Annotated in this window: 24 protein-coding genes; 12 read left to right on the forward strand and 12 right to left on the reverse strand. The window is 58.9% G+C overall.

The annotated features are described in order from the left end of the window. Nucleotides 1-68: 68 nt before the first annotated feature. Nucleotides 69-1,262, forward strand: a complete 1,194-nt coding sequence (locus GSQ94_RS07270; protein ID WP_158942908.1) for an amidohydrolase family protein — start codon at nucleotides 69-71, stop codon at nucleotides 1,260-1,262. Nucleotides 1,263-1,287: 25 nt separating this feature from the next. Here GSQ94_RS07270 and GSQ94_RS07275 read toward each other — a convergent pair whose 3' ends face one another. The 6 genes from GSQ94_RS07275 to thrC all read right to left on the reverse strand — a co-directional run bounded on the left by GSQ94_RS07275 (nucleotide 1,288) and on the right by thrC (nucleotide 7,387). After that, nucleotides 1,288-1,962, reverse strand: a complete 675-nt coding sequence (locus GSQ94_RS07275) for a hypothetical protein (RefSeq protein ID WP_158942909.1) — start codon at nucleotides 1,960-1,962, stop codon at nucleotides 1,288-1,290. Between the two features lie 18 nt (nucleotides 1,963-1,980). Further along, on the reverse strand, nucleotides 1,981-2,949 hold the full coding sequence (locus GSQ94_RS07280) for an ABC transporter permease (protein WP_254063712.1): 969 nt from the start codon (nucleotides 2,947-2,949) through the stop codon (nucleotides 1,981-1,983). Then, entirely contained in the window at nucleotides 2,946-4,343 is a 1,398-nt protein-coding gene (locus GSQ94_RS07285) for a hemolysin family protein (RefSeq protein ID WP_158942910.1), read from the reverse strand. The genes GSQ94_RS07280 and GSQ94_RS07285 overlap by 4 nt, the downstream gene beginning before the upstream one ends. A gap of 120 nt (nucleotides 4,344-4,463) precedes the next feature. Further along, nucleotides 4,464-4,796, reverse strand: coding sequence for a thioredoxin (gene trxA / locus GSQ94_RS07290; RefSeq protein WP_158942911.1), 333 nt, complete (start codon nucleotides 4,794-4,796; stop codon nucleotides 4,464-4,466). 291 nt (nucleotides 4,797-5,087) lie between these two features. After that, nucleotides 5,088-6,005 (reverse strand): homoserine kinase, encoded by a 918-nt coding sequence (thrB, locus tag GSQ94_RS07295; protein ID WP_158942912.1) that lies wholly within the window; start codon nucleotides 6,003-6,005, stop codon nucleotides 5,088-5,090. Then, nucleotides 6,002-7,387, reverse strand: a complete 1,386-nt coding sequence (gene thrC / locus GSQ94_RS07300) for a threonine synthase (RefSeq protein ID WP_158942913.1) — start codon at nucleotides 7,385-7,387, stop codon at nucleotides 6,002-6,004. The genes thrB and thrC overlap by 4 nt, the downstream gene beginning before the upstream one ends. Nucleotides 7,388-7,503: 116 nt before the next feature. Between thrC and modA the strand changes: the two genes are divergently transcribed. The 3 genes from modA to GSQ94_RS07315 all read left to right on the forward strand — a co-directional run bounded on the left by modA (nucleotide 7,504) and on the right by GSQ94_RS07315 (nucleotide 9,750). Next, nucleotides 7,504-8,187 carry a molybdate ABC transporter substrate-binding protein gene (modA, locus tag GSQ94_RS07305; RefSeq protein WP_254063713.1) on the forward strand — a complete coding sequence of 228 codons (684 nt, stop codon included), beginning with the start codon at nucleotides 7,504-7,506 and terminating at the stop codon, nucleotides 8,185-8,187. Nucleotides 8,188-8,279: 92 nt separating this feature from the next. Further along, on the forward strand, nucleotides 8,280-8,945 hold the full coding sequence (gene modB, locus GSQ94_RS07310; RefSeq protein ID WP_371417465.1) for a molybdate ABC transporter permease subunit: 666 nt from the start codon (nucleotides 8,280-8,282) through the stop codon (nucleotides 8,943-8,945). Between the two features lie 100 nt (nucleotides 8,946-9,045). Beyond that, the gene (locus GSQ94_RS07315; RefSeq protein ID WP_158942916.1) at nucleotides 9,046-9,750 is read left to right on the forward strand and encodes an ATP-binding cassette domain-containing protein; all 705 of its coding nucleotides are present in this window, start codon (nucleotides 9,046-9,048) and stop codon (nucleotides 9,748-9,750) included. A gap of 6 nt (nucleotides 9,751-9,756) precedes the next feature. Here GSQ94_RS07315 and GSQ94_RS07320 read toward each other — a convergent pair whose 3' ends face one another. Then, nucleotides 9,757-10,842, reverse strand: coding sequence for a UDP-N-acetylmuramate dehydrogenase (locus GSQ94_RS07320; RefSeq protein WP_158942917.1), 1,086 nt, complete (start codon nucleotides 10,840-10,842; stop codon nucleotides 9,757-9,759). Nucleotides 10,843-10,966: 124 nt separating this feature from the next. Between GSQ94_RS07320 and GSQ94_RS07325 the strand changes: the two genes are divergently transcribed. Beyond that, nucleotides 10,967-11,392 (forward strand): BrxA/BrxB family bacilliredoxin, encoded by a 426-nt coding sequence (locus GSQ94_RS07325; RefSeq protein WP_158942918.1) that lies wholly within the window; start codon nucleotides 10,967-10,969, stop codon nucleotides 11,390-11,392. A 9-nt stretch (nucleotides 11,393-11,401) separates the two neighbouring features. On the opposite strand, the gene GSQ94_RS21640 is transcribed toward GSQ94_RS07325, so the two are convergent. Beyond that, nucleotides 11,402-11,536, reverse strand: coding sequence for a hypothetical protein (locus GSQ94_RS21640; RefSeq protein ID WP_256369964.1), 135 nt, complete (start codon nucleotides 11,534-11,536; stop codon nucleotides 11,402-11,404). A gap of 64 nt (nucleotides 11,537-11,600) precedes the next feature. Here GSQ94_RS21640 and GSQ94_RS07330 point away from each other — a divergent pair, with 64 nt between their 5' ends. From GSQ94_RS07330 to GSQ94_RS07345, 4 genes are all read left to right on the forward strand, one after another. Further along, nucleotides 11,601-12,524 carry a sigma 54-interacting transcriptional regulator gene (locus GSQ94_RS07330; RefSeq protein ID WP_158942919.1) on the forward strand — a complete coding sequence of 308 codons (924 nt, stop codon included), beginning with the start codon at nucleotides 11,601-11,603 and terminating at the stop codon, nucleotides 12,522-12,524. A gap of 27 nt (nucleotides 12,525-12,551) precedes the next feature. Beyond that, nucleotides 12,552-14,357, forward strand: coding sequence for a DUF885 family protein (locus GSQ94_RS07335; RefSeq protein ID WP_158942920.1), 1,806 nt, complete (start codon nucleotides 12,552-12,554; stop codon nucleotides 14,355-14,357). A gap of 37 nt (nucleotides 14,358-14,394) precedes the next feature. Beyond that, nucleotides 14,395-15,246 carry a pyrroline-5-carboxylate reductase gene (gene proC, locus GSQ94_RS07340; RefSeq protein ID WP_158942921.1) on the forward strand — a complete coding sequence of 284 codons (852 nt, stop codon included), beginning with the start codon at nucleotides 14,395-14,397 and terminating at the stop codon, nucleotides 15,244-15,246. Between the two features lie 66 nt (nucleotides 15,247-15,312). Then, complete coding sequence (locus tag GSQ94_RS07345; protein WP_158942922.1) at nucleotides 15,313-16,293, forward strand: COX15/CtaA family protein; 981 nt, start codon at nucleotides 15,313-15,315, stop codon at nucleotides 16,291-16,293. A gap of 63 nt (nucleotides 16,294-16,356) precedes the next feature. Here the strand turns inward: GSQ94_RS07345 and GSQ94_RS07350 are convergent, their stop codons facing one another. Next, nucleotides 16,357-16,722 (reverse strand): hypothetical protein, encoded by a 366-nt coding sequence (locus GSQ94_RS07350; RefSeq protein ID WP_158942923.1) that lies wholly within the window; start codon nucleotides 16,720-16,722, stop codon nucleotides 16,357-16,359. 338 nt (nucleotides 16,723-17,060) lie between these two features. Here GSQ94_RS07350 and GSQ94_RS07355 point away from each other — a divergent pair, with 338 nt between their 5' ends. Continuing rightward, complete coding sequence (locus GSQ94_RS07355) at nucleotides 17,061-18,788, forward strand: sodium:solute symporter family protein (RefSeq protein ID WP_158942924.1); 1,728 nt, start codon at nucleotides 17,061-17,063, stop codon at nucleotides 18,786-18,788. 12 nt (nucleotides 18,789-18,800) lie between these two features. Beyond that, a complete protein-coding gene (locus GSQ94_RS07360; protein WP_158942925.1) occupies nucleotides 18,801-19,043 on the forward strand; it encodes a hypothetical protein in 243 nt (80 codons plus the stop codon). A gap of 52 nt (nucleotides 19,044-19,095) precedes the next feature. Here the strand turns inward: GSQ94_RS07360 and GSQ94_RS07365 are convergent, their stop codons facing one another. Genes GSQ94_RS07365 through GSQ94_RS07375 form a run of 3 tightly spaced genes read right to left on the reverse strand, consistent with a single transcriptional unit; the run spans nucleotide 19,096 to nucleotide 20,213 of the window. Then, entirely contained in the window at nucleotides 19,096-19,293 is a 198-nt protein-coding gene (locus GSQ94_RS07365) for a hypothetical protein (protein ID WP_158942926.1), read from the reverse strand. Then, nucleotides 19,290-19,628, reverse strand: coding sequence for a hypothetical protein (locus GSQ94_RS07370; protein WP_216843043.1), 339 nt, complete (start codon nucleotides 19,626-19,628; stop codon nucleotides 19,290-19,292). Before GSQ94_RS07370 ends, GSQ94_RS07365 begins: the two co-directional genes overlap by 4 nt. 9 nt (nucleotides 19,629-19,637) lie before the next feature. Beyond that, complete coding sequence (locus GSQ94_RS07375) at nucleotides 19,638-20,213, reverse strand: RNA polymerase sigma factor (protein WP_158942927.1); 576 nt, start codon at nucleotides 20,211-20,213, stop codon at nucleotides 19,638-19,640. Nucleotides 20,214-20,376: 163 nt separating this feature from the next. Here GSQ94_RS07375 and ppk1 point away from each other — a divergent pair, with 163 nt between their 5' ends. Continuing rightward, nucleotides 20,377-22,542, forward strand: coding sequence for a polyphosphate kinase 1 (gene ppk1, locus GSQ94_RS07380; RefSeq protein WP_158942928.1), 2,166 nt, complete (start codon nucleotides 20,377-20,379; stop codon nucleotides 22,540-22,542). Nucleotides 22,543-22,561: the final 19 nt, after the last annotated feature.

Consider the following 22,561-nt stretch of genomic DNA (forward strand, 5'->3'; position numbering starts at 1 on the left):
TTCCGGGATTTGTGTTCTCGGAGCGTTACTGCTTGAACTTCGTTTCAGCGGATTTCGTAGAATGCCGCATGCGAATCGCCTTCCTTTTGCTGTTGTGTCTTCCTGCGCTTTGCAAAGTGTCCGCACAGGATCTTGCCATCGTGGATGCAAAAGTCTATCCGTCGCCAGAGGCGCAAGCCGTCAATCATGCAACGATCCTGATTCGCGGCGGAAAGATTATGGCAGTTGGGGAGCATGTCGTTCTCCCACACGGGATCGCAACGCTGCCTTGCACCGGCTGCGTCGTGTTTGCAGGCTTCTGGAACACCCATGTTCACTTTATGGAGGCGAAATGGGTCGACGCGGCCCACCAGCCAGCAGAAAAGCTGGCGCAACAACTGCGAGAGATGCTCACCCTCTCGGGTTTTACAACGGTTGTGGATACTGCTTCGTTTCCAGATAACACGGTTGCTCTTCGTCGTCGCATCGAATCCGGAGAGGTGGTGGGGCCTCGTATCTATACAGCGGGCGTGGGGATTTTTCCGCCACACGCGCTTCCCTACTATGTGAAAGATCTGCCTCCGGAGGAGCTGGCTCAGCTGCCGCAGCCTGATACTCCGGCAGAAGCCGTCGCGGCTGTTCAGAAGAACATCGCAGCGGGCTCGGATATTGTGAAGCTCTTTACAGGTTCCATCGTGGCGCCCGGACATATCGTCCCCATGCCACTTGCTATCGCTACAGCGGCTGCGGCGGCTGGCCACGAGCACGGTCAGCTTGTCTTCGCTCACCCTTCGGATCTTGCAGGAACTCGCGTAGCGATGGAGAGCGGAGTAGATGTCTTAGCTCATTCGCCGGAGGCGCTTGAAGGAATCGACGACACTCTTCTTCGTCAGATGATTGCTCGTCACATGGCTATGATTCCAACCCTCAAACTTTTTTCCCAGGATTCGAATATCGCTGAGATACGGTCAGTTGTCTTCAAGTTTCATCAGTATGGAGGACAGCTTATGTTCGGCACCGATACCGGCTTTCTGACCGACTACAGCGTGACAGAGGAGTATCGGCAGCTTGCGCTTGCCGGGCTGACTTTTCGCGACGTTCTGGCCATGCTGACGACGAATCCGGCGGAAAGATTTCACGTCAACAAGGAAAAAGGCCGCGTGGCGCCAGGCATGGCGGGCGATTTGACGGTGCTGTCGAGCGATCCTGCAACAGACTCACTCGCATTCACGCAGGTTCGCTACACGATTCGCGGCGGCAAGGTGATCGCGAGCAAGCCCTGATCCCGCCACTTTGTGTAAGCCGCCCTTAGTTGGTGTCGAAGTGGACCGAGTCCAGGATCTTCTGCATGCGCTTGCGAACGGAGTCCAGCTCGCGCGGCGAGATGTCCTGCACGCCGCTGACATCGCCGCCGCAGAAGGTGTTGATGACGGCGTCGAAGCGATAGCAGCTATTGTTGTGAGCGGTGGTGTAGATCTCGTCGCGGGATTCCGTGCAGATACCGCCGTGCTCGTCGTAGCCGTGGGTGAAGGGGATGCCACCAATCTGCGCGGTGGAGGCAGTCCGTGGAGCCTGGATGGTGGCCTGGCTGCTGCACTCCGCAGGAGTAAGGTGCGGGGTGACGCTGAAGTAGAAGAGCGCTCCGCTGAAGGTGGAGTTAGGGTGGGGATTGAAGCTGATGCTGGCCACGGCGCGCAGCTGCGTGGTGCGAGCCACGGAGCGGGCATCGAGGTTGAAGGTGCTGACCTCGGCGTCTTTGCGATTTAGCTCCCAGGCTGCGGGAACGGTGAAGGTGATGCCATAGCGCCCGTCGTGGAAGGGGTGCGCGGGCGGCATGGTGGGTTCGACCACGGGAGGCTTGGGCCGCAGGAGAGGCGGGACCGGCTCGGAGCCCGAGGACTTCGTCTGCGCTGCGCAGGCGAGAGTGGTCAGGACAGCCATCAGGGCGACTGGGACGCAAAGTGTGATGGGGCGGAGGTTCATGCTTCCTTCTCTAAGCGGCTATTGGGCGCGCATGCGCGGATTGGCTACAGTGTAGGCGATGTCGGTCAGGAGATTCGCTCCCACATAAGTTAGCCCCACAGCCAGGATGCACCCCTGGACGAGAGCGTAGTCGCGGTTGGAGATGGCAGAGAGGGTCAGGCGTCCGATGCCGGGCCAGCTGAAGATCGTTTCAGTTACGATTGCGCCTGCAAGAAGGCTGCCAAATTGGAGACCAATCACTGTAAGAACGGGGATAAGGGCGTTGCGCAGAGCGTGACGGTAGACGACGGTGTTCTGGGTGAGCCCTTTGGCTCGAGCCGTTCGAATGTAATCCTGATTCAGCTCTTCGAGCATCGCGGTGCGGACCATGCGGGTGAGGATGGCCGCAAGGCTAAGTCCTAATGTAACGGCAGGCAGGATGAGATGCAGGACAAAACTGGTGATGTCGCCAGTACCCGCACCGGAGACCGGAAGCCAGCCAAGCTGAATGGAGAAGGCAAGGATGAGGATCGGCCCCAGGGCGAAGTTGGGGAAGGAGAGCCCGACAAGCGAGACGACGCCAAGCGTGCGGTCCTGCCAACGGTTGCGATGGAGCGCCGAGGCGATTCCCGCGGGTACGGAGAGCGCAATGCCGAGGAGCAGGGCGGCGGCGGTCAGGGCGAGGGTGTACGGATAGCGCTGGAGAACCAGGTGGACGACCGAGTCGTGAAGACGTAGCGACTGGCCCAGATCGGCATGGAAGACGCCATGCCAGTAGTGTGCGTACTGCTGACTGAGAGGCGCGTCCAGGCCGTAGGAGTGGCGAAGAGCATCGATGTCGGAGGCCGTGGCGCCTTCGCCGAGCATCTGGACGATCGGGTCGCCCGGCACGAGGTGGATGAGCAGGAAGACGACTGAGACTACCACCCAGAGAACCGGAAGCGTAAGCAGGATGCGGCGAAGAGGCCGCCAGATTGCCGCGCTGGAAAAACTCTGGGAAAGACTCACTGGATGGCTTCCCTGCTGTCGGCTTCATCTTCAAGCTGGCCCGGCGGCGGTGCGATATCTTCGACGATCACGCGACTGATGCGGCGTCCAGTCATCTCGGCAACTTCATAGCGGCGTCCGGCCTGCTCGACGCTCTCGCCGACGGCGGGGATATGGCCGAGGTTCGCAAGCAGGAAGCCTGCGAGAGTCTCTACGCCGGCCTCGCGGGGGAAGGTCCAGTGAAGCTGGTTGCCGAGATCGCGGAGCGTGGTGCTGCCGTCGAGCGACATAGCTCCAGTGGTGCTGAGTAGAGGAGATTTGCTGATGTCGAACTCATCCTCGAGCTCGCCGACAATCTGCTCGAGGACGTCTTCTGCTGTGACCAGGCCGACGGTGCTGCCGAACTCGTCGACGACGATAGCGATGTGGCGGCGGCGCTCCTGGAACTCCTGCAGAAGCTCGATGGCGAGTTTGGTCTCGGGGACGACGGTAAGCTCGCGCATGACCTGGCGAAGCGTGAGGCCGGATTCGCCCTTACCGCCGAGCGAGAGTGCCACCGTGCGGAAGTGCATAAGCCGCGAGATGTCCTTGGAGTAGACGATGCCGATGATGTGCTCGGGGCCGTTAGCCGGATCGTAGACGGGGACACGGGAGTGCTGCTCCTCGACGATGCGGGCGCTGGCCTGTTGAAGCGGAAGATCGGCGGAGAGCGAAAAGATGCTCCCGCGCGGCGTCATGATCTCGCGGACAGTGACGTGGTTCAGCTCAATGGCGCGGTGGATGATCTCTTCCTGGAAGACCGGCAGGAGGCCCATGCGGCGAGTCGCGGTGGCGATCAGCTTCAGCTCCTCCGGGGAGTGGACAGCTCCCTCACCCCGCAGAGGAGCACGAAAGAGCCTGAGCACGAGAGCTGCCGAGGTGTTCATCAGCTTCACAACGGGCCGGGTAAGACGGATGAAGACGTCCATCGGGCCAGCGACGGCGAGGGCGATACGCTCCGTTCGCTGTAGCGCGAGAGACTTGGGAACAAGTTCTCCAAGAAGAACTTCGAAGTAAGTGATCAACGAGAACGCGAAGATCACGGCGCCGGTATGAGCGTAGAGAACCGCATGCTCAGGCAGGCGGTGCAGAGTGCCAGCCAGCAGGTTGAGGATGATCTCGGCGACAGCCGGCTCGCCGATCCAGCCCAGGGCCAGCCCGGCTACGGTGACGCCAAGCTGCACGGCGGGAAGGAACTCATCAATGGAGTGTTTGAGCTTGAGGACTGTGCGAGCACCGGGACGGCCTAAGGCGATGAGCTGCTGGACGCGGGTCTCGCGGACGCTGACCAGGGCGAACTCGGCAGCCACGAAGAAGCTGCTGGCCAGAATGAAAAAGGCCACCATGATTATGCGAAAGAGCATCCACTCGAGCATCAATGCTTGAGTTTAGCAGGGGAGAACAGCGGAGAACTTCTCCCTCGCACCACATACGACAGACGAAACGGCCCGCGAGACCAACTCAGCGGGCCGTACGTTTTAGACCTGATCCGAAGCTTACGCCAGAACCTTGATCACGGACTTATCGATGGTGTCCTTGGGGACGAAGCCAACGATCTGCTCTGCGACCTTGCCATCCTTGAAGATGAGCAGGGCAGGGATTCCGCGGATGCCATAACGCATCGGGGTCGCAGTGTTGGAGTCGACGTCCATCTTCATAACCTTGAGCTTGCCGTGGTAGTGTGTGGCCACCTCATCAACAACCGGGGCGAGAGCGCGACACGGTCCGCACCAGGCGGCCCAAAAATCGACGAGAACAGGCTCGGTCGACTGGAGAACATCTTTTTCAAAGTTTGCATCGTTTACTTCGGTGACGTACTGTCCTGCCATTTATCTTCCTCCAGAATGCTCTGCGCATTTACACCCATCGGTGCAGTGCAGTCTTCTTCATAATAGATGCAATTATGAATGAAGAGTTTCAGACCCGTACTACCACTTAAAGAGCAAACGCCCGGACCTCTGTAAAGAGGTCAACGGGCGGCGTAGCAGCCCTCCCCAGAACTGCCCACTCGGCTAAAGTACGGGTCTTTTTACGATTCGTAAAGAACTCTTAGGTAACAAAATGTGGTATTACCAAATGTTACTTGTGTACCTAAACCCTTCTGAGAGAGTGGGATGCGCTCAATCCTCAAGCGCCCCAGCCGAAATGGAGGTCTGCAAAACCTCTAGGGTGGGATCGTTGGCTGCGGTACGCAGGGTGGCCGGAATGATGGATGACTCTGTCGCCTCGGTAATCACGAGCACCGAGGGGCCTGCTCCGCTGAGGGCTACTCCCATAATCGATGGGTTGTCGGCCAAGGGCAGCAGAAGCGGAAGCAGCGGGCAGGCTTCCATCCGGTAGGGCTGGTGAATGCGATCTTGCATGGCGGTGCGCAGAAGGTCTCCACGTCCCTGGCAAAAAGCGGCCACGAGGAGCGCAGTGGACTGGATGTTGGCTACTGCGTCTTCTCTGGAGTACGTTGCAGGAAGCAAAGCGCGTGCCTTCTCTGTGGCGAGGCTGGATGAGGGCAGAGCGATATTCAAGCCCCAGGTGAGCGTTTCTCCACAAGTCACTGTTACTACTCTATTTTGCTTGATGGAGGAGACCGTCATTCCCCCATGAAAACAGGCGGCAACATTATCTGGATGACCCTCTCGAAAGCAGGCCTCCTCGAGGATCTGCTGGCCCGTCCAGGCAAGATTGCCGAAGTGATTGGCGAGGAAGACTCCCGCAAGAAGCGCGGCGGCACTCGAACCACACCCCATACCCAAGGGTATTTCATTGTGTAGCTGAAGGTGGAGCTGTGGAGCAAGCACGCCTGCGGTCGCGAGCACATCGATGTACGTGGTGAGAATGAGATTGCCTTCGAGATTCGCGCAGAGGTCGGCGTTGCGGCCAGTGGCATCTATGTGGAAGGCATCGGAGACGGTCGCGTCAATGGTGAGATAGAGCGCCATGGCAAGACCCAGCGCATCGAAGCCGGGTCCGAGGTTGGCAGAGGTGGCAGGCAGACGCAGATGATAGGGCTTGCCGGCAGTCTTCTGGCTTGTCTCGGTCATGCAGGCTGGGGCTGACTCATATGAGATTCGAGGGTACGCAGAACTACGCTGGGGTCAGCATCCAACACGATGGGCCGCTTGCGCAGAGCTGCATGTTCGGATTGCTCCGAAGCGCTAAGCTGCTTTTTTTCAGCCTCTAAGAACAATTCGTTACGGTGATAGTCGATGGTATAAGCGGAGTCTTTAAGGGTGTGGCCGGTGAGAATAAGAACGACCCGCTCTTCGCGAGTGACCTTGCCCAGTGCGACCAGCTTCTTGAGGCCAGCAAGCGTGACTGCGGAAGCAGGTTCGCAGCCGATTCCTTCGGCTCCGATCTGGGCCTTCGCCAGAGCGATCTCCTGCTCCGAGACCTGTTCGCACCAGCCGCCAAGATTGTCGATCACCGAGGCTGCCTTGCGCCAAGAGGCCGGATTGCCGATCCTAATCGCGGTGGCGCGGGTGTCGGCCGTGACCGGAGTCATAACCCGATTCGAATCGATGAACCAGCGGTAGAGCGGGTTTGCGCCTTCAGCCTGAATGATGCTGATCTTCGGCCTCCGCGGGATGAGGCCGAGCTGAAACATCTCAGAGAAGCCCTTGCCAAGGGCGGCGGAGTTGGCGAGGTTTCCGCCAGGAACGATGATGTGCTCGGGAACCTGCCAGTCCATCTGCTCGACCATCTCGAAGGCGGGCGTCTTCTGGCCTTCCAGCCGATAAGGGTTGACGGAGTTGAGGAGGTAGATGGGAAACTGCTTGACCAGTTCGCCGAGGATCTTGACGCAGCCATCGAAGTCCGTCTTGAGCTGAATCGTGAGAGCCCCGTAGTCCATCGACTGCGAGAGCTTGCCCCAGGCGATCTTGCCCTCGGGGATGAAGACGATGCTGCGAAGGCCAGCGCGGGCAGCGTAGGCAGCCATTGCGGCGGAGGTGTTGCCCGTGGAGGCGCAGGCGACCCACTCGAATCCACGCTGGGCGGCGACCGAAAGAGCTGCGGTCATGCCCGTATCCTTGAAGGAGCCGGTAGGGTTCATCCCCTGGTGCTTGGCCAGAAGCCAGTCGATGCCTGCGGACTTGGCACAACGCGGAAGATCGTAGAGTGGAGTGTTGCCTTCGCGGAGCGTGACCACCTTTTCCATGTCATCGACGATGGGAAGCAGGTCACGGAACCGCCAGACGCCGGACTGGTCGATAGGCATGGTGGACGACCGGCGCTCCTGCCAGAGCCAGCGAAGAGCACTGGGATTGGGCAGGCGGCTGTCGGGACCTGCCGCTCCGTTGCTCCAGGAGTAGAGCACTTCATAGAGACCATTGCACAAAGGGCAGCGAAAGTTGCTGCTGACTTCGTCACTTCCGATGACGGTTGCGCACTCGGTGCATCTAAGATGATGTGTTGCTACTTTCATGGTTGGTACTAGCCTATCGTAAAGGCCGGAGCGCGTCTGCCGGCTTAGTGTGTCTCGGACTCTGCCTGGTCGGGATGTTTGGTATCCGGGCGGCCTCAGCTCAAAAAGAGGTTCGGGTGGCGGCGGCAGCCGATCTGCAACCCGTAATGCCCGTGCTGGCGCAGAGGTACGAGCACGAGACCGGAACGAAGCTGGTGGTCAGCTTCGGGTCGTCGGCGACATTGGTCACCCAGATCCTGAATGGTGCTCCTTTCGATATCTTCCTCGCTGCAGACTACGTCTTTCCAGAGAAGATCGTGGCAGCGGGGCTGGCGGATGGCTCCGCTCCCACGCCCTACGCCAAGGGCACCCTGGTGCTGTGGACCCGCAAGGACTCCGGCCTGTTGCCGCTGAGTCTGGAACTGTTGACCGATCCGCGCGTGAAGACCATTGCCATCGCGAACGAGCTCCATGCACCCTACGGGCGCGCTGCGGCTGCGGCCCTGAGGAACATGAAGATCTACGACCAGGTGTCGCCGCACTTTGTGGTGGGCGAGAACATCTCGCAGACGGCGCAGTTTGCGGAGTCCGGCAACGCGCAGTTAGGGCTGATCTCGCTGACGGCGGCCAGCTCCGAGCACTTCAAGGAGATTGGCACCTACGTGCTGGTGCCCACCTCGCAGTATCCGCCGATCCAACAGTGCGCGGTCATCCTAGCGAAGTCAGCCCGCAAGGCAGAGGCTCAGAGCTTCCTGACCTGGCTGCTCTCATCCCCTATTCAGAGCGAACTGCCAAAGGTAGGTCTGGGAGCTGTGCGCTAGCAGTGCTGTCGTAACGGTGGCTTGAGAGTGTCCTTCAGAGCGTTCCTCAGAATGTCATAGACTGGCGCTGTATGGATTTTGAGGCGCTGTGGTTGACCTTGCGGCTGGCGGGCGGTACGACGGCGATTCTGCTGGTGGCGGCGCTGCCGCTCGCATGGTGGATCGCCTCTGGACACGGACCATGGCGTGCTCTGGTGCAGGCCGTTGTGGCTCTGCCCCTGGTGCTGCCCCCGACGGTGCTTGGATTCTATCTACTGATTGCGATGGGACCGCTGACCGCTCCCGGGCGGCTGCTGATTCGCCTCTTCGGACATCCTCTGGCCTTCAGCTTTGGCGGGTTGCTGGTGGGGTCAATCCTCTATAGTCTGCCGTTCGCGGTGCAGCCGCTTGTGGCCGGCTTTCAGGCGGTGGATCGAGGATTTATTGAGGCGGCGGCAGGGCTTGGCGCCAGGCCGACAAAGATATTCTTCTCGGTGGTGCTGCCCATGGCGCGCGCTTCCCTGCTGACCAGCGCGGTGCTCGCATTCACTCACACCGTCGGCGAATTCGGCGTAGTACTGATGTTGGGCGGCAACATCCCCGGCGCCACGCGCACGCTGTCGATCTCGCTCTACGACCTGGTACAGGATGGAGACTATGCGGCGGCAAACCGCACGGCGTTGGTTCTTGTCAGCTTCGCGATGGTGGCGCTACTGGCGATCTATCTACTCCCAGGAATAAGGAAGACGGACGGAAGGCAGGCTGACCTTGTCCGCTGACCCGCTCACTAGTCCGCGGGCTAATCCGCCCGCCAGCCCGACAAATATCTTGCCCGAATACTTATCCCCTGGGCCGCCTGAGCGTCTTCTCACGGTGACGATGAAACATCGCGTAGGAGCCGTCTCGCTTGACGTGGACTTTGCCCTGAGCAAGCCGTGGACCGTTCTGTTCGGCTCCTCCGGCAGCGGCAAGACGACGGTGCTTCGGGCAATCGCAGGCTTTTTGCGGCCAGATGCCGGGTCAATCGTAATAGGCGAGAGAGTTCTGGTGGATCGAGCCTCCCGGGTTTTTGTACCTGCGGCTCTGCGCCCGATGCGGACGGCGGGGCAGACCGCGAGGCTCTTCCCTCACATGTCGGTGCGATCGAATGTGATCTACGGTATCGGTCCGCAAAGACACGAGGAGACAAACGCGATCGTCGCCGTGGTGATGGAGATGTTTCGTCTCAGTAGATTGCTGGACAGGATGCCTCACGAGTTGAGCGGCGGAGAGCGGCAGAGAGCCTCCGTGGCTCGCGCTGTTATCTCCGCCGCCACCTACACCGTTCCTGAGACTGTGCTGTTACTGCTCGACGAGCCGTTCTCCGGATTGGACTACGCCAGGCGCGACGACCTGGTGGCAGAGCTGCGCGAGTTCCTCAGGCAGCGGAAGATCCCGGTGCTCTCGGTGACCCACGATGTAGGCGAGGCGTTTCAGCTTGGAGCTGAGGTGATCAAGCTCGCAGAAGGTCGCGTGATGCAGCAGGGACCTGCAGTCGATGTATTGCAAAAGGAGCGGATGCGGCTGCGCGAGCACCTGGGCTGAGGCTGGCTACTCCCCCAGTTGTACGGGCTCCTGCTCCAGCTGAATACCGAAGCGTTGAGCCACTTCGCACTGTATGGTGTCGCGCAGACCTGCGATGTCAGCGAAGGAGGCATGGCCGCGATTAATCAGCGCCAGCGTGTGACGAGAGGAGATTCCAGCCTCGCCCCTCTGAAAGCCTTTGGGAAATCCGGCGCGTTCCAGCAGCCACGCGGCAGGCAGCTTGATGCGATCCTCTCCCGCTGGCCAGTGGGGAATCTTATCGACCGGAAGGGTCAAGGTAGCGGCGATGTTTTGTAAGACGGCAGCGGGGACGACCGGGTTCTTGAAGAAGGAGCCTGCGCTGCGGCAATCATCCTCGCCTTCGAGGATCAACATGCCCTTGCGGTGACGAATCTCTCGAACGGCATGGTAGATGTCGATGGGCTTTGGCGCAAAGCCACGGCCCGCGAAGTAATCTTTCAGATCCGCATAGCGGAGAGTCGGTGTTGCATCGAGGTCCAACCGGAAGGTGACTGAGATGACGATGTATCGGTTGCGGTGGGTGGTGTTGAAGATACTGCAGCGATAGGCGAAGCCACAGTCTTTGGCAGTCAGACTGACAAAATTGAGAGTTTCGAGATCGAGTACGTGAACCCAAAGAATGCTGGTGGAGACCTCCTGTCCATAAGCTCCGATGTTCTGAATGGGCGCACCCCCTGCGAAACCCGGGATACCTGCAAGACACTCGATACCGGTGACACCCGCCTTGGCAACTTTAAGAACGAAGGCGTCCCAATCCATTCCGCCGGGGACGTCGTAGGTCACGCTTGCCTGCCTGGGCCTATCTTCTCGGTAGCCGCCGCCGGTATTGATCGCCCCTTCGATCTTGACGCGGAGGACCAGTCCATCGAAACCTTGATCGGTCACCAGAAGGTTGCTGCCGCCACCGAGTACAAAGAGGGGTAGGCTGCATTCGCGCGCGAAGGTTACAGCCTCGAGAAGCTCCTGCGTGGTCGTGACTTCGCAGAAAAAACGTGCAGGACCTCCAATACGGAAGGTCGTGTAGGGAGCGAGCGGAACGTTCTCCTGGATGTAAACGGCGCGAGGGGGCACGGGTTAGAGAGTACAACACCGGCAGCCTCTCCACAGACCGAGCTAGCGCGACGGGGGGCGAAACCGTACAATCGAATCAAGCGCGGCTTTTACCCGCGAACAAAAGGGTTAAAGGGAGAGTGTTATGTATCCAGAGATTATGGTGATTCCGATGCGCGAGGAGCTGACGCGCGCCGGCTTGACAGAAGCCCGCAGTGCGGCAGACGTGGATGCGGCCATCGCGCAGCCCGGAACGACGATGGTAGTGGTGAACTCCATCTGTGGCTGTGCAGCTGGCAAGATGCGTCCGGGAGTTCGTCTCGCGATGCAGCACAGTGCCAAGCCCGACCACGCTGTAACCGTCTTCGCGGGACAGGATCGCGAGGCCACGGAGAAGGCCCGCGGCTACTTCGGCGGCCATCCCCCCACCTCGCCCGCAATTGCGATTCTGCGCGACGGCCAGCTCGTCTACCTGATGCAGCGTTCGGCGATCGAAACCTCGACCGCCCCGGCGATTGCGCAGGAGCTGCAGCGCGCATTCGACACCTACTGCGCGCCGACGACCGCCTAAACCGGCAAGCTAGCTGAAATAAAGGCCGGAGACCCCACCGCGATATGCGGAGGTTTCCGGTTTTTTTCGTCTGCCGCTGAACGGAAGACCGATGCTGCCGATGTAACAGACAGCCATGTCGATCACCCGGTCAGATTCTTCCATCTTATCCAGCGCTCTTTACGGGTCTCTTGAAGACGCTTCACCAGGTACAGATAGCTTCGAGGTCGTGGGCAGCAGCCCCGAGACTCAGCGTCTGCGGCTTCAGGTGCGCCGGATCGGTCCGCACTTTCGAACCGTGTTGATCAGCGGCGAGGCGGGAGCCGGGAAGAGACGTATAGCTCGTGCCCTGCATGCGCGCAGCCGGGCAGCCAACGGCCCGTTTGTGGCTTGCCACGGAGCGGCGCTCGAAGTGGCGGCTGCAGCATATGGCAGCCAGGGTCGTGGTGCAGACGCTCCCGATGCACTTGGATACCTCCACAGAGTGGCTCAGCAGGGAACGCTCTTTCTGGATGCCATCAACGAGATGCCGTTGCAGGATCGGTTGCGCCTGTTGCGTCTGCTGCGAAGACAGGACGCTGCAGACGCCACGCGGCTACAGCTTAGAATCATCGCGACAACCAGCGAGAGCCTGAAGATCCTGGCTGCTGCTGGACGGTTTCAACAGGAGCTCTACGAACGGCTGGCCATGGTGGAGATCTCCTTGCCGCCCCTGCGAAATCGAAAAGAGGATCTTCTCGCGTTGGCGGAGCAGCTTCTTTCTCAGTTTGCAGCTCTCCACGGCAGGCAGGCGCCTGCGATCTCAGAGCAGGCCATGGAGCAGATGCAAAGCTATTACTGGCCGGGCAATGTAACGGAGCTGAAGGATGTTCTGCAGAGCAGCCTGTTGCGGATTGAGGGTGGTGTGTTAGAGCCGCATCATCTGCCTGCCTTCCGCGAAGAGGCCGTTCCCGCACCCTATCTAAAGACGAACAGCGCACGCCTGCAGGATGTGGTGGAGCAGCATGTGCTGCGTGTGCTCCAGGATTGCAAAGGCAACAAGGTGCGAGCGGCAGAGGTGTTGGGAATCAGCCGGTCCACCCTCTACCGCATGCTGGACGCCACCTCTGCAGCGGTCATGCCCCGGGCTTCAACAAAACACTCTCCGCGATAGACTGAAGGCTGGAGTTTAGGGAGAATCATGACGAAATTGTGGCTGAGTCGTACGGGCGTATTGACACTTGTCTGCTGTCTGGGTGTAGCCCCGGAGAGAGGGCATGCGCAGTTGACACCCGCAGCCCAGGCAGCCACTTCGCCCGCAGCCCAGAGCAAAGCGTTGTCCACGCTCTTCACGCAGATCTGGGAAGATCGGCTAAAGCGCGCGCCCGAGTTCGCCTCCTCTATCGGCGACAAACGCTACAACGATCAGCTGACCGACTATTCCACCCAGGCGTTGAATGCGTCGCTGGCGCGTGGCCGCGATTACATTCAAAAGCTCTCGGAGATCGACACCACCGGGTTGACCGAACAGGAAAAGCTATCGGCGGACCTCATGTTGCGCCAGCTGATCGACGAGCAGGAGGGCGCGAAGTTCAAAGAGTGGGAGATGCCGGTCAACCAGTTCTACGGCTTCCACACCGACCTTCCGCAGCTTCCAGGCCGGCTGCAGTTTGACTCGGCCAAGGACTACGACGACTACATCGTGCGCCTCAAGAAAGTCCCTAACGCCTTCTCGCAGATCATGACGAACATGCAGCTCGGCGCAGACGAAGGCCGCGTGCAGGTGCAGTACCTCATGGAGAAGGTCTTGGTGCAGACTCTGGCGCTGGCGAATCAGAAGCCGGAGGAGAGTCCATTTGCTCAGCCGCTGAAAAAGTTCCCCAAAACAGTGACTGCTGCGGAACAGAAGCGCATCTCGGCCGATCTGCTGGATGCGATCTCCACTGACGTGCTGCCCTCGTATAAGCGCTTCGCGGGGTTTCTCAAGGCAGAGTACATTCCCAAGTCGCGTAAAGAGATCGGAGCCTCCGCGCTGCCCGACGGCGAGGCCTACTACGCCTTCCGCATTCGCCAGAGTACAACGCTGAACAAGACTGCCGCCGAGATTCACCAGATCGGACTCGATGAGGTGAAGCGCGACGAAGCCGAGATGCTCACGATTGTGAAGAGCCTGGGCTTCGCTGACATCAAAAGCTTCAGCGCTGCGCTCAAGACCAATCCAAAAGAGCATCCTGCATCCGCCGAAGCGTTGATCGACGACTACAAAGGCTATCTCGCGGGGATGAAGCCGAAGCTGCCCGAGCTCTTCGGGCGTCTGCCCAAGGCTCCGCTTGAAGTTGTCCCTGTGCCTGCGTACATGGAGAAGGATCAGGCAGCCGCATACTACGACAATGGCACGCCCGATGGAAGCAGACCCGGCCACGTCTACGTGAACGAGTACAACTTTGCCGAACGCTCGCTGGCTCCGGTCGAAGCCGTCTCGTATCACGAGGGGCTTCCCGGCCACCACTTGCAGATCTCCATCGCACAGGAGCTGACCGGTCTGCCGGAGTTCCGCAAGTTCACCTACTACACCGCCTACACCGAAGGCTGGGGCCTCTACAGCGAACGCCTGGGCAAGGATATCGGCTTCTACAAAGATCCTTACAGCGACTATGGTCGGCTGGAGGCCGATATCTGGCGCGCGATCCGGCTCGTGGTCGATACCGGCGTTCACTCGCAGCATTGGACGCGCCAGCAGATGGTCGACTACTTCCACGATCACTCCGCCATCGATGAGACCAACATTCAGGCTGAGACCGACCGCTACATCGCATGGCCCGCACAGGCTCTGGGATACAAGATGGGGCAGCTCAAGATTCTCGAGCTGCGGGAGCGCGCAAAGACCGCGCTTGGTCCGAAGTTCGATATCAAGGCGTTTCACGATGAGGTGCTCGACTCGGGCGCGCTTCCGATGGACGTACTGGAGCAGCGTGTTGACGCATGGATCGCCGCGCAGAAAAAGTAGGCTGCGTCGAAAGATAGCTGTCTGATAGCCTTTGAGGATGAGCGAGAGCTATGAGGTTGCACTTCCAGCTCCGGTAATGCCGGGGCTACGGGTAGCTGTACTGGGCGCAGGAAAGATGGGCGGCATTCTGCTGCAGGCCTTCCTCAAAAACAACCTGCTGGCACCGGAGCAGATCTCCGCCACGGTGCAACATGCCGAACGGGCGCAGGCGCTGTCGGCGCAGTTTGGCGTGGAGGTAACGACCGACAACCTGGCCGCCGCACAACAGGCAGACGTCATTCTGCTTGGAGTGAAGCCGACCCAGGTGCCCGCGCTGATCGAAGTAATCAAGCCTGCGCTGAACCCAAAGAAGATGGTGCTGTCGTTTGCGGCTTCAGTGAAGACGCGCAGCATCGAGGACGGCGCAGGATGCGAGCTGGCAGTGATCCGCGCGATGCCCAACACTCCGGCGATGCTTGCGGCAGGTATCACGGCGCTCTGCAGCGGACGTTTCGTCTCCGCAGAGCAGATGTCGGTTGCACAGAAGATCTTTCAGACCGTCGGTCGAACCGTCGTAGTCGATGAGAAGCACATGGATGCCGTCACAGGGCTCTCCGGCTCCGGACCCGCGTTTCTTTACATCATCATCGAAGCGCTCGCCGAAGCAGGGGTCAACGTCGGCTTGCCGCGCGACATCGCGACGCTATTGGCAGCACAGACCACGCTGGGATCGGCAAGGATGGTTCTCGAAACCGGATATCATCCAGCGCTTCTGAAGGACGCCGTAACCACTCCCGCCGGCTGTACCGTCGACGGAATTTTAGAGCTCGAAGAGGGTGGCCTGCGCGTCACTCTGATCAAAGCGGTCAAGCGTGCGACGCAACGTGCGAAGGAACTCGCTAACGGCTAGTATCGCTACTTTTTGGTGCGATGATCGGCCCCAAGCGTCTTCCAAAAAGCTGCGTAGAATAGCACTATGGCTACGGCTGGAGCGATAAAGATCCCCGTTGGTTCGACGACGCAGCCTCAAGTGTCTCAGGCACTCGTGCGGTTTGCGTGGGTCGTCGTGGGATATAACGTGCTCGTGATCCTCTGGGGAGCGCTTGTACGCGCCACAGGCTCCGGCGCAGGCTGCGGAAACCACTGGCCGCTGTGCAATGGACAAGTCATTCCGCTCTCTCCGCGAATCGACACGATCATCGAGTTCACGCACCGCTGTATGACTGGCGGTTCAACCTTCCTCGTGATCGGCCTGCTCGTTTGGACATTCCGTGGAACGGTAAAGGGGCAAGCGGCTCGCATGCTCGCTGCAGCGTCGATGTTGTTACTGCTGAACGAGGCGTTTCTCGGCGCGCTGTTGGTGAAGCTGGGATACGTTACGGGAAACCAGTCTGTCGGAAGAGTCGTTGTGCTCTCCATTCATCTCAGCAACACGCTCTTACTCCTCGCAGCCTTGACCCTGACCGCGACTCTGCTGGAAACAGGCCAGCGAACCGCCGGGCTCAGAGTCGGAGGAACAAAGAAGCTTTGGGCGCTCCTTGGCCTTGGCGCCACTCTGATCGTTGGTGTCAGCGGCTCGCTGGCCGCGCTTGGAGACACCCTCTTCCCCGCTTCTTCTCTTCGCGCAGCCTTCGCTCAGGACTTTGCCGCAGGCTCACCCTGGCTGCTGCGGTTACGCGGCATCCATCCGGTCAGCGCTCTGGTCGCAGCGGCATTCGTGTTATGGCTGGTAGCGCAGGCCAGGCGTGCCGGGGCCAATCGACTTGCGGGGATCGTCGTGGCTCTGCTCTGCTTCCAGTTCGCACTAGGGCTGGCTGACGTTCTGCTGCTCGCCCCTGTATGGATGCAGATTCTGCATCTTCTGGGAGCGGATCTCTATTGGGTCGCCCTCGTAGCGATCGCAGCAAAAGTGATGTGGCCACAGCAAAACCTAAACCACGCCAATTCGACCCACTAAGCAGCTGTCTCCGAGCCCCGCGGTCATCGCAGGGCTCCAGGAGAAAGCCCGATAAAAGAGGGACTACTGCGGGGTGGGCTTGCCAGCGATCTTATCGCCGACCTTTTCTGTCCCGTGCGCTGTATCCTTTGCCGCAACCTTGGTGCCGTGGCCGATGTCTTTGCCTACTGTCTTGGTTCCGTCGGCGGTCTTATCGGCCGCTGTCTTCGTCCCGCTTACGGACTTGTGGTAGACCTTCTTCGTACCAGTCGCGGTCTTCTTGGATCCGGTGGCAATTGCATGGCCCGTGTCTTTGGTCGCGTCCTTTGTATCGTGTCCCGCTGCCTTCACGTCCTGCTTGGCGCTGTCCTGCGCGAGCGCAAACGTGCCCGATGCAGATACAGCGAGAGCAGACGCAAGAACAATAAATCCTAGTTTTTTAGCGTACATATGGTCTCCTTGGAGGTTCGAAAAAACCTCTTTACAAAATAGAGTATCGACTTACGTGAAGCGATTCATAACTCTATCGAGTCTCTCCCTCGCGGCCCGAGCCTGTATGGCAGCCGAAGCGAGAGACCGATGTCGCATGGCCCGCTGAATAAGTCATTTCAGGTTACAAATCGTTGTTGTATAGTTGCTAACGTTCGAAAGTTGTCCTAGTTACGGTTCTGATTGCCGGCCGGCATGGCTGACACAGACCCGCTTCCTACTCAAACTATACATAGATTCGAACGAGAAGATGAGCGTCGAAACGAGCCGCTCAGATATCGTTTACTCTGGGGTACCTCATGCAGGGTTTGGCCGCGATCTTTCTGATGACCCACCAACTAACGCGCCTCGCGCCGGTCGACATCCTCATCCTTGTCCTTTACTTCGCCCTTGTCGTATTCATCGGCTTCTACGCCAAAGGCAAAGCGAACACCAGCGAAGACTTCTTCCTCGCAGGGCGGGAGATGACAGCCTGGATCGCCGGACTAAGCTTCGTCTCGGCCAATCTTGGGTCGCTCGAGTTGATGGGATGGGCTGGCGCAGCCTATCAGTACGGCATTCTGGCAGCGCACTGGTACTGGATCGGCGCCATTCCAGCGATGCTGTTCCTTGGCATCGTGATGATGCCGTTCTACTACATCTCAAAGACCCACTCCGTACCCGGATATCTGCAGCTTCGCTTTGGCGAGGGCGCGCGTGCCGTCTCGGCAGTTTCTTTCGCCATCATGACGATCCTGATGAGCGGCGTCAACATGTACGCCATGGCCCTGGTGATGAAGACGGTCCTCGGCTGGAACATCAGCTTCAGCATCTGGGTCGGCGCAGCAACTGTAGCCCTCTATGTCATGCTGGGTGGCCTGCGGTCGGCCATCATCAATGAGGTGCTTCAGTTCGTGCTCATCTGGGCCGGTGCAGCCATGATTCCGATCCTCGGACTCATCGAGGCTGGCGGATGGACCAAGTTAAAGGCGCAGATCGCCATCAACGTCGGAACCACCGACTACGGCCACATGTGGAGCACCCTCGGCAGCTTCAGGGATAACCCAATGGGCGTTCACTGGACCGGCATCGTCTTCGGTCTCGGCTTCGTGATCAGCTTCGGATACTGGACCACCGACTTCCTCGTGGTGCAGCGCGTGCTGAGCGCCAACAATCTGCGCGCCGCAAAGATGGCTCCCATCATCGGAGCAGCCTTCAAGATGGCGGTTCCTTTCATCGTCATCGTCCCCGGCTTGCTCGCCCTCGCCGTGTTGAAGAATCCCGACGGCAGCATGATGCACCTGGTTCCTGAGAGCGTGGCTGCAGCAACAGGGCAACACAGTTACAACGAAGTCCTGCCACTCATGCTGATTCGGTACTGCGGACCCGGGCTGCTAGGCCTGGGAATCACCGCTCTGGTCGCAGGCTTCATGAGCGGCATGGCCGGCAACGTCAGCGCCTTCTCCACCGTCTGGACCTACGATCTCTACGGCGCTTTCATGAACAAGAAAGCCAGCGATAAGCACTACGTCGCGATGGGCCGCTGGTCAACCGTGATCGGAATGCTGGTCTCCATCGGCACAGCCTATCTTGTGATGAACGCGGCCAGCATCATGGACTACGTCCAAGCCCTCTTCAGCTTCTTTATCGCGCCACTCTTCGGCACGGTGATACTCGGCATGCTGTGGAAGCGCGCAACCCATTGGGGCGGCTTTCTTGGGCTGCTCGCTGGAACCGTCTCCTCCGTTGGAATGTTCCTCTGGGTACAGGGCAATGCGGGAGCCCTCCGCTACATCGCCATGAGCCCCGACGCGAAGCCGATGGCCGAGAACCTCTACCGTGCCCTCTGGAGCTGGATCATCTGCGTCGTCGTCACGGTTGTCGTCAGCCTCGTCACAAAGCCAGTACCTACTGAGCAGCTCGCTGGACTGGTCTACGGTGTGACCCCAATTCCCGATGATGGCGCGACGAGCATCTGGCAGAAGCCGATCTTTTGGGCCATCATCGTCATCGTCGTCTTCTTCACTCTCAACTTGATCTTCTGGTAAAGGCGGAGCGTTATGGACGAAAAAGAAAGAAAAATTGAGTCTGCGGAGCTTTCCATCTGGTTCTTCTGCGGCATCCTGATGTTGGCCTACGGACTCGTGTTGGTGGTTACAGGGTTCGTGGAGTTCAACCATCCACCGGCTAACGAAGTACTGTTGCCGTGGCTTAAAGCGCTGCATCCAACCTTGTGGTGGGGCGTGGTGCTGACGGTCTTCGGTGGATTCTATTCAGTCCGCTTTCGCCCCGGCAGAGCCTGAGAACGATTAAAATGACGCCCCTCCAATCGTTCGCTAGATCAACGTCGAAAATCTAATCTATCCGGCGAAGCTTCTGGTTTTTGATCAAAAGCTCCGCCACCAGCCGGTGCAAGCGGGCGTTCTCCGTCTCAAGCTCGCCGAGCCGGTCATGGAATGAAGCCGCGGACAGCCTGCCGTGAATGGAGCTCGTCGCTCCGCTACTTTCTCTCTCTTCCCTGCTATTCAAGATGCTGCTGTCAGTCTCGTTCATATCTGGGTCTCCGCGGATTGAGCAAAGGGTCTGCGGCCGCAGCGCATACCGCTGCGAAACTTCTCACGCTCTTCGGGGGTCATATTCTCCCAGCGCTCTTTCATGCCTCGCCGCCAGCGGTTGCGTCCTCCGCCACTGTGACGATGAAAGCCTCCGAAGAGAACCTTGCTGAGCACGAACAGGCCGAGTCCCTGCCAGAACGTGATCATATGCCAGCCGAAGATCGGCGGCATCAGAATGTTCCACATAACCTTGACGAAAAAACCTATCGCAACGCCTCCAACCAAGGCGAACATTGCAAACTTTACTGCCCGATGGACTGGATGATGATTCATAGATATCTCCTATTTCTTTCCAAAATCTTCGTAGATCAGTTGCAGTCTTTGGCGCAGATGCGTCACCGCATAGTGCTTCCTCGACAGCAACGTGTTAACGCTGAGACCGGTCTCTTCCGCCATCTCTTTGAAGCTCTGGCCCATCACCTCATGGGCCACGAACACCTCCCGCTGAGCCTCTGGCAACTCTTCAAGAGCCTCCTCCAGAGCCTCAAGCAGCAGACCTCTTGCATAAACTGCCTCTGGTCCGGCATCGGGCGACGGTAAAAGATCTTCCAGCGTGTCGCCCTCCTCTTCCATCGAGACCGGGTTGTTGAGCGACGTCGGCTTCTTCCTGCGAAAGAGATCGATCATCCGGTTGCGTGCGACGCGAAACAGCCACGCCGTAACATGCTCTACCGGCTTCATCAGGCGATACGCTTCAACCAGTTCGTAGAAGACGTCCTGAAGAATATCCTCCGCCTCACCGGTGTCCGCGACATGCTTCCGGATAAAACTGCGCAGCCTGGGCTGATCTCTCTCTACTGCTTGAGAGAGGAGCTGGTCTTGCTCGATGATGGTCCAATTGCTTGGAATTTCGCTCATCTACTGGTAGAGACGGATGACTAACGGGAATATTGTATGGTGGCAAAGATTTTGTTTAGAGTCGCCAAAAGCACCGCACCCGCCACCAAAAGGGTTTCCAGCCGATATTTGTCGGTTCTTCATACTAAGGATTCATACAAGTACGGTAATCTTTTAGTCCTCTATGACTGCTACGAAGCGAACTGCCGGAAGATCTGCCAACACCAGAAAGACATCTGCAAAGGTTGTCGAAAATCTCTTCTTCAGCCGCGACGAATCCTGGATGCGGTTCAACCAGCGCGTTCTGGAAGAAGCGCAGGATGAGACCAACCCTCTGCTGGAAAGAGTGAAGTTTCTTGCGATCACCGCGAGCAATCTGGACGAGTTCGTCGAGATCAGGGTCGCCGGCTTCCTGCAGCGGATCGAAGATGGTTACAATCTCGCGCAACCGCCCGACGAGGGCGGACTCACTCCTCAGGAGCGGCTCGATGGATTGATGGAACGAATTCATCAGTTCGTCGCAGCTCAATATCAATGCTGGAACGACCAGCTCTTACCGGCCATGCAGGCTGAGAAGATTCGCGTCCTCCGCTGGAGCCAGCTTAGCGATACAGCGCGGAAGCAGGCCCTCAGCTTCTACGACAACGAAGTCGATCCTCTGCTGACCCCTGTCACCATCGATCCTTCCCACCCTTTTCCGCGTGTCCTGAACAAGGCCCTCTGCATCGGCTTGCTCTTGCGCCATAAGCGGCGCGGTCTGAAAGCGCCGACCGCCTTAGGAGTGGTCACCGTGCCGCGCGCCCTGCCAAGGCTGGTTCCCCTTCCAGGCGCCGGTGGCAACTACGACTTCATTCTCCTTCACGAGCTGGTCGAGTCGCAGGTCGAGCGAATGTTTCGAGGCTACGAGGTGCTGTCCCGCTCGGCATTTCGTGTTACCCGCAACAGTAACCTCTACATGCAGGAGGAAGAGTCGCGCTCCGTTCTCGAAAGTGTGCGCGCTGAGTTACATAATCGGCGCAAAGGCGACGCAGTCCGCATGGAGATTGAAAGTTCAGCCACGGAAGAGATCATCGAGCGGCTGCGAATCAACTTTGAGCTGGACCCCGAGCAGGTCTTTCGCACCGATGGCCCCGTAAATCTCTCGCGGCTCATGAACCTCTACTCCGAGGTAAAACGCCCGCTCCTGAAGTACCCCGCGTTTGTCGCGAAAGAGTTCAAACTAAGTACCAAATCCATCGATATCTTCGACGAGCTGCGGAAGCACGATGTCATGCTGCATCATCCCTTCGACTCGTACAAGACCGTAGAAGAGTTTATCGAGGCTGGAGCGCAGGACCCCAACGTCATCTCCATGAAGCAGACGCTCTATCGGACAAGCAAGGACTCTCCCATCTTCAAAGCTCTTACCGAGGCTGGTCAGAGCAAAGAGGTGACGGTAGTCGTTGAGCTGATGGCGCGCTTCGATGAGGACTCGAACATCCGCTGGGCCAGAGAGCTGGAAGACGCAGGCGTCGGAGTCTTTCATGGCATCTTCGGTCTGAAGACGCATTGCAAACTGTCTCTGTTAATTCGTCGCGATCCAGATGGCGTCGTTCGGCGCTACGCTCATCTGGGCACCGGAAACTACAACCCGGTCACCGCCCGCTTCTACACCGACATCAGCCTGCTTACCTCAAAGCCGGAGCTGACCGGCGAGGTGCAGAAGGTCTTCAACTACCTGACTGCGGAGACCGAATCAGACTCCTACAAGCCGCTGCTGGTCGCACCGCTCACCCTCGCCGACGGCCTCGTCTCTCTCATCGAAAGAGAAGCAGCTCATGCGAAGGCTGGCCGTCCTGCTTGCATCATCGCAAAGATGAACGGCCTCCTCGACCGCAGAACAGTAGAAGCTCTCTACGCAGCATCAAAAGCCGGCGTAGAGATAGACCTCATCATTCGCGGAATGTGCTCTCTGCGTCCAGGAGTCAAAGGCCTTAGCGAGCGCATTCGAGTGCGGAGCATCGTCGGACGATTTCTCGAGCACAGCCGCATCTTCAGCTTCGAGAACGGAGGCAAGGAGGAGGTCTTCTGCGGAAGCGCAGACTGGATGCCGCGAAATCTCATGGAGCGATGTGAGGTCGTGTTCCCTATAACGCAGCCAGAGCTTCATAAACGTCTTCGCGAAGAGATTCTCGCTGCTTATCTCGCGGACAACACCAAGGCCCGTCTGCTACAACCCGATGGCGACTACGTGCGGGCGCCAAAGACAGGGACTCCCTTCAGCTCGCAGAACTACCTCATGCGAGTGGCGGAGGGAGCAGACGACAAGCTTCCCGATGCCGCCAAGATTGAGAAGACGGCGGCTCACTGACGCAACTTCAATAACCCGA

The sequence above is a fragment of the Granulicella sp. S190 genome (assembly GCF_009766095.1).
GTDB lineage: Bacteria > Acidobacteriota > Terriglobia > Terriglobales > Acidobacteriaceae > Edaphobacter.